At 40.5% G+C, this 12,877-nt stretch carries 13 protein-coding genes; 6 read left to right on the forward strand and 7 right to left on the reverse strand.

The genetic code is table 11. The features are described from left to right. Positions 1-228: 228 nt before the first annotated feature. The 3 genes from H5126_RS13425 to H5126_RS13435 form a co-directional block, all read right to left on the reverse strand. The gene (locus H5126_RS13425) at positions 229-1,107 is read right to left on the reverse strand and encodes a bile acid:sodium symporter family protein (protein ID WP_165723796.1); all 879 of its coding nucleotides are present in this window, start codon (positions 1,105-1,107) and stop codon (positions 229-231) included. Between the two features lie 86 nt (positions 1,108-1,193). After that, positions 1,194-1,775: a uracil-DNA glycosylase family protein gene (locus H5126_RS13430; RefSeq protein WP_182720251.1), complete on the reverse strand. Its 582-nt coding sequence runs from the start codon at positions 1,773-1,775 to the stop codon at positions 1,194-1,196. Between the two features lie 150 nt (positions 1,776-1,925). Next, positions 1,926-2,282, reverse strand: a complete 357-nt coding sequence (locus H5126_RS13435; protein WP_024595859.1) for a VOC family protein — start codon at positions 2,280-2,282, stop codon at positions 1,926-1,928. 227 nt (positions 2,283-2,509) lie between these two features. Between H5126_RS13435 and H5126_RS13440 the strand changes: the two genes are divergently transcribed. Genes H5126_RS13440 through H5126_RS13450 form a run of 3 tightly spaced genes read left to right on the forward strand, consistent with a single transcriptional unit; the run spans position 2,510 to position 4,781 of the window. Beyond that, entirely contained in the window at positions 2,510-2,851 is a 342-nt protein-coding gene (locus H5126_RS13440) for a hypothetical protein (protein WP_182720250.1), read from the forward strand. Next, positions 2,848-4,449, forward strand: a complete 1,602-nt coding sequence (locus H5126_RS13445; protein ID WP_182720249.1) for a PepSY domain-containing protein — start codon at positions 2,848-2,850, stop codon at positions 4,447-4,449. Before H5126_RS13440 ends, H5126_RS13445 begins: the two co-directional genes overlap by 4 nt. After that, positions 4,446-4,781 (forward strand): DUF3325 domain-containing protein, encoded by a 336-nt coding sequence (locus H5126_RS13450; protein WP_182720248.1) that lies wholly within the window; start codon positions 4,446-4,448, stop codon positions 4,779-4,781. The genes H5126_RS13445 and H5126_RS13450 overlap by 4 nt, the downstream gene beginning before the upstream one ends. A gap of 222 nt (positions 4,782-5,003) precedes the next feature. Here the strand turns inward: H5126_RS13450 and H5126_RS13455 are convergent, their stop codons facing one another. Further along, positions 5,004-5,534: a lipocalin family protein gene (locus tag H5126_RS13455; RefSeq protein ID WP_182720247.1), complete on the reverse strand. Its 531-nt coding sequence runs from the start codon at positions 5,532-5,534 to the stop codon at positions 5,004-5,006. Between the two features lie 130 nt (positions 5,535-5,664). On the opposite strand from H5126_RS13455, the gene H5126_RS13460 reads away from it, so the two are divergent. The 3 genes from H5126_RS13460 to H5126_RS13470 are packed head-to-tail and all read left to right on the forward strand — an operon-like array spanning position 5,665 to position 7,097. After that, the gene (locus H5126_RS13460) at positions 5,665-6,120 is read left to right on the forward strand and encodes a YaiI/YqxD family protein (protein WP_002959175.1); all 456 of its coding nucleotides are present in this window, start codon (positions 5,665-5,667) and stop codon (positions 6,118-6,120) included. Position 6,121: 1 nt separating this feature from the next. Next, entirely contained in the window at positions 6,122-6,685 is a 564-nt protein-coding gene (locus H5126_RS13465; RefSeq protein WP_182720246.1) for a DUF6942 family protein, read from the forward strand. Positions 6,686-6,704: 19 nt separating this feature from the next. Continuing rightward, positions 6,705-7,097 carry an ACT domain-containing protein gene (locus tag H5126_RS13470; protein WP_182720245.1) on the forward strand — a complete coding sequence of 131 codons (393 nt, stop codon included), beginning with the start codon at positions 6,705-6,707 and terminating at the stop codon, positions 7,095-7,097. Positions 7,098-7,279: 182 nt separating this feature from the next. On the opposite strand, the gene H5126_RS13475 is transcribed toward H5126_RS13470, so the two are convergent. From H5126_RS13475 to H5126_RS13485, 3 genes are read right to left on the reverse strand one after another with little or no spacing between them, the layout of a single operon-like run. Then, positions 7,280-7,936, reverse strand: coding sequence for a class I SAM-dependent methyltransferase (locus tag H5126_RS13475; RefSeq protein WP_182720244.1), 657 nt, complete (start codon positions 7,934-7,936; stop codon positions 7,280-7,282). Between the two features lie 28 nt (positions 7,937-7,964). Beyond that, entirely contained in the window at positions 7,965-11,615 is a 3,651-nt protein-coding gene (locus H5126_RS13480) for an AAA family ATPase (protein ID WP_182720243.1), read from the reverse strand. After that, positions 11,612-12,859 (reverse strand): exonuclease SbcCD subunit D C-terminal domain-containing protein, encoded by a 1,248-nt coding sequence (locus tag H5126_RS13485; RefSeq protein WP_182720242.1) that lies wholly within the window; start codon positions 12,857-12,859, stop codon positions 11,612-11,614. The genes H5126_RS13480 and H5126_RS13485 overlap by 4 nt, the downstream gene beginning before the upstream one ends. Positions 12,860-12,877: the final 18 nt, after the last annotated feature.

Raw genomic sequence — 12,877 nt, forward strand, 5'->3', positions numbered from 1 at the left:
CCATCCTAAAATGCGCTTTAGTAATTAGGAGCTTCGCTCCTTGCGCGAGCAAGTTCAGCGCCTGGCGCAATATTCAAGCTTGAGAGTGTTTTATAAGCTTACAACTTGTTGGCGCGATGAGTGCAGAGCATACATTTAACTGGTGGTATTTTTAGACTTGAGTTTAAGGCTACGTTATCCGCAGCCATAAATTAAAGTAACTTGGTCAACATGCCCTAATTAAAAGTCCTAGTTAACAGCCCTAGCGGTACGTTTATTTTTAAGCTTTAACCCGCCAATTAATAGCAGTGGTCCTATAAACATGGCAAGGCCATACACGCCACCGGTAACTGCGTATTCTGGTTTATTTAAAAAGCTAATAGCGATTAAAATAGCTAACGATGCATTTTGAATTCCAACCTCAATTGAAAGCGTCAGCGAATCAGTTAAATTTAATTTTGAACACTTAGCAATTAACCAACCAACAACCATTGAACCAATATTAAGCGCTATGCACGCCCAAAATACGTTGTTAAATGAGCTAACTAATAAATCGCGCTCTTTTATTACTAGTGCGGCAATCATCATAAGCATAAAAAACAACGAGAAGCGTCTAAAAAACGGCTCTGCTTTAATGGCAAAATCACTTTTAAAGTGACGCAACCAAATGCCTATAGCAACTGGCACTAAGGTAATAAAAAATAGCCCTAATGAAGTAGTTAAAATAGAAAAAGTAGCATCGTCTGCTGGGGCAAACTGACTCATAGCAAAGCCAATAATAAACGGTGTGGTTATTATACTAATTGCGGTAGAGGCAGCTGTTAAACTTACCGAAAGCGCTAAATTAGCTTTAGCAAGCTGGCTTACTACATTTGACATAGTACCGCCGGGGCAAGCAGCTAATATCATTAAACCAATAGCGATAGGCGTTGGTAGGTTTAGTAAATAACACAGCCCTAATGCTAATAAAGGCATTGCTACAAGTTGGCCTATTAAACCCATGACAATGCCAAGCGGGCTTTTAAATAAACGAGTAAAATCGGTTGTTGTGAGCCCAAGACCCATACCAAACATAATAAGTGCAAGGGCGAGTGGAAGTATTACTTCAGTTAATATAGATGCATTCAAATTAGACAGCCTCGTTTGTTATTGTTTTTAATTAGAGTGTTAATTTTTAAGTTAACTGTAACGCCCCTTTACAATAACTAGAAGTATTACTTATTTAAAATAGCAGCCACGTGCTTATCTAGTTCTGGAAGTACATCTTGTTCAAACCATGGGTTCTTTTTAAGCCATATATTATTACGCGGACTCGGATGTGGAAGCACTAAATAATTTGGCCAATACTCACGCCACGATTTTACTAACTCCGTAAGTGGCATTTTTTTAGTCTCTGGTAAATGATACGCCTGCGCGTATTTACCAAGCACTATTGTCAGCTCAATATTTGGTAGTGCAGCCAATAATTGCTCGCGCCATGCAGGCGCACATTCTTTTCTCGGTGGTAAATCACCCGACTTCCCCCTACCCGGGTAGCAAAAGCCCATAGGTAAAATGGCTATATTATTAGCGTCGTAAAATTCATCACGTGTTAGCCCAAGCCATTCTCGCAGGCGGTTTCCGCTTGCATCGTTAAACGGCACACCTGTTTCGTGAACTTTGATTCCAGGTGCTTGCCCTGCAATTAAAATACGTGCGTTTGAGTTAAATTGTATAACAGGACGAGCCCCTAAAGGTAAATGAGGTTCACAGATCACGCATTTACTAACTTGCTCTATTAATTGGTGACTATTCATGTTTATTTGGCCTTAAATGCTTAATATTTATCCTAAATGGCCATTTAGGATAAATGAGTTGGTAAAAAATCGGTTTATTTTAATTAAAACGAGCGTTAGTTAGTAAAATCGTGATCTTTAAGCTCATTCGCGCTACAAGCCTTGTAAAACCTAGCGTTGCTCGGCCCATACAGCAAATTCATTGCCGCTTGGCTCTGCAAAATGAAACCGGCAACCACCCGGAAATTCAAAAATAGGTTTTAATATTGTGCCACCATGGAGTTGTACTTTTCTATACGTGGCGTGAATGTCGTTACTATAAAAAACCAATAGCGCAGCACCGTTTTGAGTTAGCGATTTAAGCGGCGCATTAAAAAAGCCACCATCGAGCCCTTGGCCACTAAACGCCGTGTATTCTGGGCCGTAGTCAGTAAACTGCCAATTAAATACACGACTAAAAAAGGCCTTAGTTGCGGGTAAGTCGCATGCAGGAAACTCAACGTAATTTAGTTTTTCATGATCGCTCATCGTTATTCACTCTTTATTTTTACTCAGTTTATTAACCTTAAGCTTTACATAGAGCCTGTGCAATATCATTAAACAATATCAGATCAGTATTTTACTAAGTAATTAAGTAAGCATAACTTACTTAAAAATTAAATATCACAAATGAGAATAGCTATCTTTTGTATTTGTAACATATATAATAGCGCCTTTGTTTTATCCTCAGCTTTAAATAAAGGGATTAATTAACTATGCAAGCACCTTTGCACAGTGCGCCATTCGATAAAGTTAACGTAATTGCGCTTATAGTAAAAAGCGTAAGCAGTTATCGAGTTTTGGTATTTTTACGTTTTTTTATTGCCATAATTGGTGGCTATGCCTTTACCTCTGCAAGCACTGCGTTATTAAGCCTTGTGTTGCCAATAGCTAAACAAGACGCTGTGCTGTTTAGTGTTTCAATCAGCATTTTAATTTATGCCGTTGTATTTATTTATGCCTTTAGTGTTAGATCATTAAAAACAGTGTGGATCAGTATTTTACTAAGTACGGGAGCGTTCATTGGATTGCTTGCATTACTGAAGGGTTGGGTATGAAAGACAGCTTTTTCAGATCGATGACTTGGTTGCACACTTGGGTAGGGTTACTCGTTTGTTGGTTACTATATTTAATATTTTTTGCAGGGACTCTTAGCTTTTTTAGAGACGAAATAACCTTGTGGAATCAACCAGCCATACATAATGTGCAAGCCCAAACACAGCGTATAGAAGCGCAAAAACAACAAATAATTACAGGGTTCGATTACTTAGCTAGCCATGGAGCTAACTCATCAAGCTGGCGTATTACATTACCCGAGCCGCGTATTCCTTATTTAATTTATGGTTATGCAAAACCAAAAGAGCCAGGCCAGCGCCGCAGCCGGTTTGAAAACACACAGCTAAACCCTAATACCATGCAAGAGCTTGAGCCCTTTGTAGATACTAAAGGCGGTAACTTTTTTTATCGGCTGCACTATGATTTACATTACATAGATGCAATAACCGCACGCTGGATTGTGTGCTTTGCTAGCTTTTTTATGCTGATTGCCATTATATCGGGGGTGGTTATTCATAAGCGTATTTTTAAAGATATGTTTAGCTTTAGGCGTAACAAAGGTAGCCGTACATGGTTAGATGCCCATAACTTAAGCTCTGTGCTTGCCCTTCCTTTTCATTTAACGATTACTTACACGGGTATAATTACACTTATATTTATGTTGTTTCCCTACCCTGCGCAAACCTCTTATGATGACGGCATGCGTGGCTTTTTTAACGATGTAACCCCTCGCAACACCATGACCGATAAAGCCCAAGGCGAATCGTCAATGGTGCCGATTCAAAGCATTTTGGATCAGGTTTATACTAAGTGGCCTCATGCAGATATTACTCGCGTACAAGTTAACCAACCAAATATGGCAGCTTCAACAATTACCGTATTGGTAAGCGCAGGTAAAACACTGCGTGACCAAGCACCACGCTTAATATTTAGTGGTGCTACAGGGCAAATGGTCGCTAAAACTGATGACGAGCTAACTAGCAGCAAAGCGCTTTACGAATCACTTAATTCAATGCATACAGGGCGTTTAGCTACGTGGTTGTTGCGCTGGTTATACGTATTAGGCGGTATTGCAGGCTGTGTAATGATTGGCTCTGGCTGTATTATGTGGGCTAAGCGAATTCGCGAGCGAACTAAAAATAACGTTAAACCTTCGTTTGGTTTAAAACTAGTTGAGGGGTTAAACCTAGCCACTATTATGGGACTTCCACTGGCAACGTGTGCATTTTTTATTGCTAACAGACTACTTAGCCCAACTACCGCAGAGCGCGCCGATAAAGAAATACTCGCGTTCTTTTTAACATGGCTAGCGGTTGCTCTTTTAGCACTTATAAAGCGCGACACACTGCAATGGCGAGTTATGGCAGCTATAAATGCTGTTGCATGTTTAAGCGTACCGGTTATTAATGCACTTACAACTAACGGTAATCTAGTTAGCTATTTGATGCACGAACAGTGGGCTTTATTTACTTTTGATGCACTGTTTTTGTTATTTAGTATATTGTTTTTTATACAAACCGAAAAATTACGTACTGCTAAAAACAACTCAAAAATAACCAGCCCTAGTCAATCTAATAACTTTAAAGGGCAAAAACCATGATTGATTTACTTGGGTTTAGCCTATGTTTGCTCAGTTTTAACTGTTTTGCACTGGCTAAGTTTAATCACTTTAAAGACGTATTTAAAAAACGTCCTACAGAATCCCAACGTAAAAAGCTGTTGCTAGCTGCTTGGATCAGTATTTTACTAAGCTTAGTACTTTGTATAGTTACCCAAGGTGGATATGGAGCATTACTATTTTGTGGACTTATGAGTCTAAGTATCTTAATTATAATAGTTTTTTATAATTTTTTAGTAGGCTACGTGAAGTGGTTTAGTGTTTTAAATAGCGTGTTAGTTGTACTAAGTGGGTTGTTTTTAGCATTAAACTAGCCTTAGTTAGTAAAAACGTGATCCGTTACTTTCCCATAGATTAGGCAAAAAAAATGGCAAGCTATATAGCTTGCCAACAATAGGGGATATTCAGTGTTTCCAATACTTGCTGTCTCACGGCAAGTACACACAATATAACCATAATATATTTAAGTTACTTTACAGTTAAATTACTCTTTTATTACTACTTTAAAAACGTATATAACTAACTGTAAACCCCCTTTACATAATCTCTTGGTTTACCCAAATTATTTCATCGGTAGCAAAGCCCAACTCTTTAGCTTTAGTTAAAAAGTGTTCTTTAAGCTCTTTGCTAACCGTTGGTGTACGCGACAAAAACCACAAGTAATCTTTGTTGTAACTGGTTATAAATGCATATTGATAATCGGGTTGGTCAAGTTCAAAAATCACGTAAGCGCCATAAAATGGACCAAAAAACGAGACTTTAAAATGCCCTGTGTCGGTGCCCTTAACAAACTTGGCTAAGCCTTCGGCGTCATCCCATTTTTTATCATCCGTTAAATACCCTTTGTTAAGGACCTTTACTGTGCCGTCGTCGTTAATTGAATAAGTCGCGGTAACTTGCTCCATCCCTTCTTCGAATGAGTGATTAAGACGCGCTATTTCAAACCATTTGCCTTTATATTTTTGTATATCAAAGTTTTTAACGGGTGTTATTCCCTCAGGAGGGCTGGTGCAGGCACTAAGAAAAAATAACCCTGTAATAAGTAAACCGTATTTAATAGCCTTCATGTAAGCTCCTTTTTTAATTACATAAATCGTACGTATTATCTAAATATAGATGGATATAAAGTTTGCTAGCCGATTAAAAAAATTTGCTATAGGATCGTATTAATTCTAAAGCAATAAAAATGACCATAGCATGAAAATTTGGGTAGATGCAGACGCGTGTCCTGTTGTTATAAAAGAAATACTTTTTAGAGCTGCAGAGCGTATGAAAATCGAGACTATTTTAGTAGCGAATCACGCAATGCGTATTCCGCCGTCAAAATACATAAGCCGCGTTCAAGTATCGTCGGGATTTGATGTAGCCGACGACGAAATAGTAAAACGTGTTGAAAAAGGCGATTTAGTTATTACAGGCGATATTCCGCTAGCAAGTGAAGTAATTGATAACGGCGGGCAAGCACTCAACCCTCGTGGCGAGCTTTATACCACCGAGAATATCCGCTCAATACTTAACGTGCGCGACTTTATGGATACCATGCGCTCAAGCGGCGTAGAAATGAGTGGTGGGCCGCCGCCACTTAGCCAAACCGATCGCCAAAACTTTGCAAATAACCTCGACCGTATTTTAGCGCAAAACAAGGCTAACTAACTTGAATACCCAATTAGTTGGCTTGGGTGATACGCAATTTAGCGTGGCGGTATACGTAGCAAAAGCGCCGCCAATGCCGTTTTTTAAAACACTTGAATGCCTAGAACCGGTTATAAATGAGCAAATAAATACCATAAACCAGTACTGTGGTAATGGTTGGCGCAAAGTGTTTAACGTTTACGCCAAAGTGCTATTTTCCCTGCCAAGTGAGCATTATTCATTTGCTAAACAAGCCCCTACTTGGCAACAATATCGCGATGAGTATTTACTGCAAAAAAATAGTAAAACCGCCCTGCTATTTAGCGCGCCTGACACTACTATTACTTGCGCAGATAAAGCTACTAGCAATCAAAATCAGCTACACATAATTGCTGGGCGTACGCACGCTAAAAACTTATTACAACAAGGTAAGTTGCATGCACAATTTGATTGGCTCGACGACGAGTTTGCAATAGACACCAGTAACAACATTATTGTGTGCCCGTATTTTGATTACAGGCAATTAAGTAATATAAAAATTGCGAGATTAAGCGAGCTAGTCGCGCAGCTAAAAGGCACTAAATAACACATTGTAAGGAACGACCATGGCCGGAATTTTAGAGTTAAACGAATTATTAAAATCAATGCAGCCTATGCTTAAACAAGGTGAATACATATTTTGCTGTTTGGCAGGGAAATTGGCTGATTATGTTCACTTAGAGCCACTTGCCACTTACGTTGAAGAGGAAGGCCTAACCCTTATTTTAAAAGCTGAAACCGCCGATAAAGCAGGTATTACTTACGAGGGTAAATATAATTTAATTACTCTTAATGTACATTCAAGCTTAGAGGCCGTTGGGCTAACAGCTGCGGTATCTGCAAAGCTAACTGAGCATGGCATTAGCGCTAATGTGGTAGCTGCGTTTTATCACGACCATATTTTTGTACAAACAGACAAAGCACAAGCTGCAATGAAAGCACTTGGAGAGATTGGTTAGGATTGCTGGCACAGTAATGATCTGAGTGATGTGAATATTAGAGCGTCGGGTGGCGCTTCACTTATCCGACCTACGCTTAGAGAAACTTCGGGGTGTAGAGAGGGTTATATAAAAACACCGAGTTTGTTCACTCGGTGTTTTTATTGGTGCTAAATAGCGGGTGCTTGTTTAGCTTGTGAAACTTAAACTACATATCCGCTAAAGCCTAGTGCTTTAAAATACAGCTTCGGAATGCCAAATTTGCACTCGTTTAGTAGTTCGCTAAAGCGCATTCTATCAAGCGGGTAAAACTCATTTTCTAAGTCGTGCCCTGTTTGTGTTTTACCTGTTTCGGTTAAACCCAATTGCGCGCAAGTTGTAAGCTGGGCTTCGCGCTCAAAAGAAGTTTCGGGGCGCATTAAATCTGCAATATAAAGTTTGGCGTCTTTTTTAAGGCTTCCTTTAATCGCTTTTAATAACTCTTTTTTATCGCCGTTATCTTCTAAAAAATGCATTACTAGTAAACATAAAACGGCATCGGCTTTAACCGATAACTTATCAACGGGGCCATTATGTACATCTACGCGGCTTGTTATGCCTTGCTCATCAAATTGCTGCTGTGCGATAGCAAGCATATCGGCTGATGTATCTTGCGCAGTAAATTGCCACGTAGGGTTTAGTCCAGCCAGTGCAAGTACTTCTTTGCCTGTGCCTGCCCCTACTACCAGAATATGTGCATTGTCGCCCAGCGTTGCTTGTAGTTGCGCATTAGTGAGCTGATGTAATAATTCATAACCAGGCACTAAACGGGTTATGCGGCTATCGTATTGTGTTGCTTGCTCGCCTGTAAACGTTGGCATTGTATCTCCTTGTTTTCAGTAATGTTGCTTATAAAACTTCAACTGTGGAATATCCACCTGGCTTTTTGGCTACATGCACTTGAGTGGCTACACGCTCGCTCATTTGTGTTACGTGCGATATAACGCCTACTTTTCTGCCTTGTGCTTGCAAAGAATCCAAAGCGTCCATTGCAATGCTTAGGGTTTCGCTGTCTAACGTACCAAACCCTTCGTCAATAAACAAAGAATTGATTTGTACTTTGTTAGACGAAAGCGATGCTAAACCAAGTGCAAGCGCTAGCGATACTAAAAATGACTCACCGCCCGAGAGCGTATTAACAGAGCGTTGCTCGTCGGCCATGTCGCGGTCGATAATTGCAATGTCGAGCGTTTGCGCTATGGCGGTTAATTCGTAGCGTTTGTTGAGTGTTTTTAAGTGGCTGTTGGCATAGTGCAGTAATATTTTTAACGTTTGTGTTTGCGCTAAGTTACGCATGGTTTTACCCGTTGCATCGCCCAATACTTTATTAAGCAAGTGCCACTGCTCTACCTGTGTTTTAAGCGTAGTTAACTCGGCTTGTTTGCCTTCAAGCGCCTTTGCGTTTTGGTTGTGTTGCTCAATAGCGGTATTAGTTGCTAGTAATGAATTTTGCAGCTGCGTTTGTTGCTCATTTAAGCTACTTAATTGCGTACTTAAAGCCTCTGCACTTTGTGTTGGCTTATCGCTACTGTTGTGTTTTTCAAGCGTAAGTTGCTGCTGTTTTAATGCGGCATTTGCATCTGTTAACGCTTGAGTTAACTGCTCGTGTTGATTTAAATGTGCTTTAATAGTATCGCTACTGAGCGTTAGTAAAATTTTGACCTGTTCGTGCGTTACATCGCTGTATTGCGCTTTAAAGTCAGTAAACCACTGGTTATAACGTGCCTCAAGTGTTGCTAGTTCTTGGCTGTTTTCAAGTAAGCGTTGCTCCACATTTTTAAGCGTTATAGCGTGCTCATCTCGTTGTTTTATCGCGTCGTCATAGGCTTTTTGGCTCGCTTGAACCTGCGATTGTTTTTGCTCTTGCGCACTTGTAAGTTTTGCTTGGTAGTCGTCTGCGCTTATTTGCTCGTTATTAAATAAAGCTGAGCGCTCACTTTGTACAGCGTCTAATAGCTCTTTTGCTTTTACAAACTCTTCATTAAGTGCTTTTAACGATTGCTCGCTTTTACTAACAAGCGGGGTAAGCTGCTTTATTTGCTCATTAGCTGTGTTTTGGCGCTTTTGGCTTTGCTCAAGTTGCGTTTGAGTTTGCTGATACTGCGTAACCTGCTCGCTCAGAACGCTAAGTTCAAGCGTATTGGCTTGTAGTTGCTGCCAAAAATCACTGTTTTCAAATTGATTATTGAGTGTTGTACCCAGCTCGTTAATTTGTGCACTAAGCTCGCTATGCTTACTCGTTAACTGGTTTTGCTGGTGTGTAAGCTCAAGGTGTTTATTACTCAGTTGCTGCTGTACTTGCTGCTCTGCTTTAAGTGCTGCTTGTAGCTCGTTTACTTTGGTTTGCAATGTACGTTGACGTTTTTGTTGCTCAAAGTATTGCGCTTTTTGCTGCGTTAATTGCTTATAAGTTACTTCAAGCTGATCAGGCGTTAAGTCGTTAAGCTCACTACGTGCGCCTTGCATGGTATTTTTAATGTCGAGCTGTTTGGCTTTTGCTGTTTGTATTATTTGCTCAAGTTGTCCGTGTTCAGCAGTTAATACAGCATGTTGAGTTTGATGTTTATGCAGCTCGCTTTGTGCATGGTCAAATTGCTTTTTAGCGGTATTAAAAGCATTTTCAAAATCGGTAATTAAGTTATTTAATTGCTGATTTTGGTTTACCGCATACGGGTGCTCCGTTGCGCCGCACACTAAACAAGGCTCATTAGGGCGAAGCTCAGTGCGTAAATGTTCTACGTTTTCGCTAGCTCTTAAGCGCGCTTGGTTAAGTGCGTACTCGCTGCTTTTAAGCGCTTGCTCGCTAGTTATTAAATGCTGATTAAGTAAAGCATGGGCTTGCTGGCTTTCATTTAACTGCTGATTAAGGACTTGCTGGCGTTGAGTGCTTTGTTTTAGGTCCGCATTAAATTGCTTATAGCGCTCTCGCTGCTCTTTTAAGTAATCAATACTTTTTAGCTGCGCGTCGCAGTGCTCTGCATTAAATTCATTAAGCTGAGTATTTAATGCCTGTAAAGTTGATTGCTCACCACTAAGTGCCACCTCGCACTGCTGCACTTTGTTATTTTGCGTATTTAAATGCTTGCTCTGACTTGCAAGCTCGCTATTAAGAGTTTGGCTTTGCGTAAGGTTTGCGGTCAATTGCTGCTGTGCATTTAAGTAGGTATTAAAGCTTTGCTGATAGTAGCTCCAGTCTTTTGCTAAAACATGCAGCTGTGCATGCTCATTAAGCCATTGCTGGCTTTTAGTTGAGTCGGTATTAGCGAGTTCTAGCTCGTTATTGCTTTGTTTAAGCTGCTGTTTGAGTTCATCAGACTGAGATTGCTCTTTGGTTATTTGCGACTCAGTACCTTTTACAGCTTGAGTTTGCAAAGCAATGTTACTGTCGAGCTCTCGCGCTTTAGCTATAACGGGCGCTGCATTTTGTTTTTGCTCATTGGCGTTATTAAGCAGCTCGGTGTGTTTAGTAAGCGCGGTATTACGCTCGTTAATTACCGCTAAATGATCAACACTTTTAAGCGATGTTATTTGCTGATCCAAAGCCGTATTTTGATCGGTTAACAAATTAAAACGGCTGCGGTTATCTTTTATTTCAAGCGCTTGTTTAGCTTGTTTTGCCTGCTCGCTTTGCTCAACGATACTTTCAAGCGCTGAGCTTGCTTGTTGCTGGGTTTGCTGTGCCTGCAGTAAGCTTTGCTCAAGCACTGTAGCTTGCTGATACCAGTTAAGTGCTTTTTCGGTTTTGGTTAGCTCTTTTTTAGTGTGTTCGGTTTGCGCTTTTAAATCGGTTAACTTGGTTTGTTGTAACTCAAGTTCATCGGTCGTTAATAAGGTATAGCTTTCAAGACCAGCTTTAAGCGCTTCAAGCTTTGCTACTTGCTCTTTATGGCGCTCAAAAATACGCACGCCAATACGGCTAAATTTATCGGTACCTGTTAAGCACTCTAAAAGTTGCGCTCGCTCATCGCCAGTGGCTTTTAAAAACGCAGCAAACTCATGTTGTGCTAAAAGTACGGCACGGGAGAATTGCTCAAAGTTAAGCCCTATTTTACTCTCGACTTCTTTTATTGTGTGGCTTTTGTCAGCTATAAGGGTTTCGTCTGGCAGGGTTACTAAAGTGTGCTCTGCTACTTTAAGTTTGCCTGTTACTTTTTTATGGGTCCGTGCAATTGTATAGCGCGCACGATAAAGCTGTTTATCTTGCCCTAAAAAGTCGACCTCGGCGTAGCTTTCCCATGTACCTCTGCGTAGCAAGTTTCGCGCATCATTAAGCTTAATGCTGTCGCCGTTAAACTCAATTAAGTTACCTTTATCGCCGCGCAGCCTCGCTGTTTTTGTATAAAGGGCTAAACAAATGGCATCTAAAAAGGTACTTTTACCAGCGCCAGTATCGCCTGTGATGGCAAATAAGCCTGCATCTTTTAATGGGGCTTTAGTAAAATCTATTTCAGCGTCAACTATTGAGGCTAAATTATGAATACGAACTGCGGTTATTTTCATAGTTGTTCTTGCTCCGTTAGCTCGTTTATCACGTCACTTAAAAGTGCTTTTAGCTCATCGGGTACGCTTTGCCCTGCCATGTCTTTATCGTTTGCGAATGCTTGTTCTAATAGGTTTAGTGGGTTGAGCATTTCAACTTCGCTTAAATCTTCAAATACGGTGTTGTCGTCATTTTGCGCTGATTGCTCACGTACACGTTCAATACCACAAAATTTAATATGCTTGCCTTCAAGTGCTTGTTCTATTTGTTCTCTGAAGGTGGTGTCGGTATCGCTTGATTTAAGCTTTACACGTAAATAAGGCGCTATTCTATTTTGTGCAGTGTCGAGCGCTTTAATTTGCTCGCATAGTTCGCTTAATGGCACACACTCCCCTTTTGGTAAAACAATTACATCGGCAGAGCGCGGAATGTAAAGGGGGTTTACAGTTGTACTAATATGTTGTTTTTCATCAATAATAAACTCAACAACATTTACTTGGTGCGTGTAGTTACGTTCTGAAAACGACATAGGGATAGGTGTGCCGCTGTAGCGAATAATATCGCTTTTAGCGACTTGTTGCGCTTTGTGTAAGTGCCCAAGGGCAACATAGTTGGCTTGTTTACCAAATACATTGGCTGAAATAGACTCCTCACCACCTATTACTAAGTTACGCTCAGAATCACTTGAGATATCCCCGCCTTTTGCGTGTAAATGCCCCATAACTATTAATGGTGAGTTTTGCTCGTTTATATTAGTAGCTTGTTCTAGTGCAAGCTCGTAAGCTTTTGCAACGCCTTGAACATAACTAGGGCCGCTTTCGGTTTGGCTAAGTAAACTTACATCGCTTGCACGTAAAAATGGCATAGCGACGATTACAGCGCGTTTACCATTGGTATTTATGGTAATAACAGTTTCATCGGGTGTTGCGACATCAAAGCGCCCTACTACGTGCGTATCAAATTGCGCTAGTAATGGCTGAGCTGCCAAAATACGATTTGCAGAGTCGTGGTTACCCGCAATAATTACTACGTGTAATTGTGGGGATGCCTTTTTGGCGTCTTTAATAAATTGGTAAAGCTGATTTTCGGCGCTAGCACTTGGAGTCGCGGTATGATAAATATCGCCAGCAACTAAAAGTAAGTCTATTTGTTGTTCAACAAGAGTGGCTAATAACCATGTAAAAAAGGCTTGATGCTCAACACGGCGGTCGTGTTCGTAGAATTGTTGGCCAAGGTGCCAATCTGAGGTGTGGAGGACTTTCATGTCGCGCTCTTAATTAAA

The organism is Pseudoalteromonas sp. SG45-3, assembly GCF_014164075.1.
Taxonomy (GTDB): Bacteria; Pseudomonadota; Gammaproteobacteria; order Enterobacterales; family Alteromonadaceae; genus Pseudoalteromonas; species Pseudoalteromonas distincta.

What these genes read in the sequence shown, in the direction of transcription:
- H5126_RS13460 (WP_002959175.1), top strand. Translation starts at nt 5,665, where the DNA reads ATGAAAATTTGGGTAGATGCAGACGCGTGTCCTGTTGTTATAAAAGAA.
- H5126_RS13450 (WP_182720248.1), top strand. Translation starts at nt 4,446, where the DNA reads ATGATTGATTTACTTGGGTTTAGCCTATGTTTGCTCAGTTTTAACTGT.
- H5126_RS13435 (WP_024595859.1), bottom strand. Translation starts at nt 2,282, where the DNA reads ATGAGCGATCATGAAAAACTAAATTACGTTGAGTTTCCTGCATGCGAC.
- H5126_RS13475 (WP_182720244.1), bottom strand. Translation starts at nt 7,936, where the DNA reads ATGCCAACGTTTACAGGCGAGCAAGCAACACAATACGATAGCCGCATA.
- H5126_RS13440 (WP_182720250.1), top strand. Translation starts at nt 2,510, where the DNA reads ATGCAAGCACCTTTGCACAGTGCGCCATTCGATAAAGTTAACGTAATT.
- H5126_RS13455 (WP_182720247.1), bottom strand. Translation starts at nt 5,534, where the DNA reads ATGAAGGCTATTAAATACGGTTTACTTATTACAGGGTTATTTTTTCTT.
- H5126_RS13445 (WP_182720249.1), top strand. Translation starts at nt 2,848, where the DNA reads ATGAAAGACAGCTTTTTCAGATCGATGACTTGGTTGCACACTTGGGTA.
- H5126_RS13470 (WP_182720245.1), top strand. Translation starts at nt 6,705, where the DNA reads ATGGCCGGAATTTTAGAGTTAAACGAATTATTAAAATCAATGCAGCCT.
- H5126_RS13485 (WP_182720242.1), bottom strand. Translation starts at nt 12,859, where the DNA reads ATGAAAGTCCTCCACACCTCAGATTGGCACCTTGGCCAACAATTCTAC.
- H5126_RS13430 (WP_182720251.1), bottom strand. Translation starts at nt 1,775, where the DNA reads ATGAATAGTCACCAATTAATAGAGCAAGTTAGTAAATGCGTGATCTGT.
- H5126_RS13480 (WP_182720243.1), bottom strand. Translation starts at nt 11,615, where the DNA reads ATGAAAATAACCGCAGTTCGTATTCATAATTTAGCCTCAATAGTTGAC.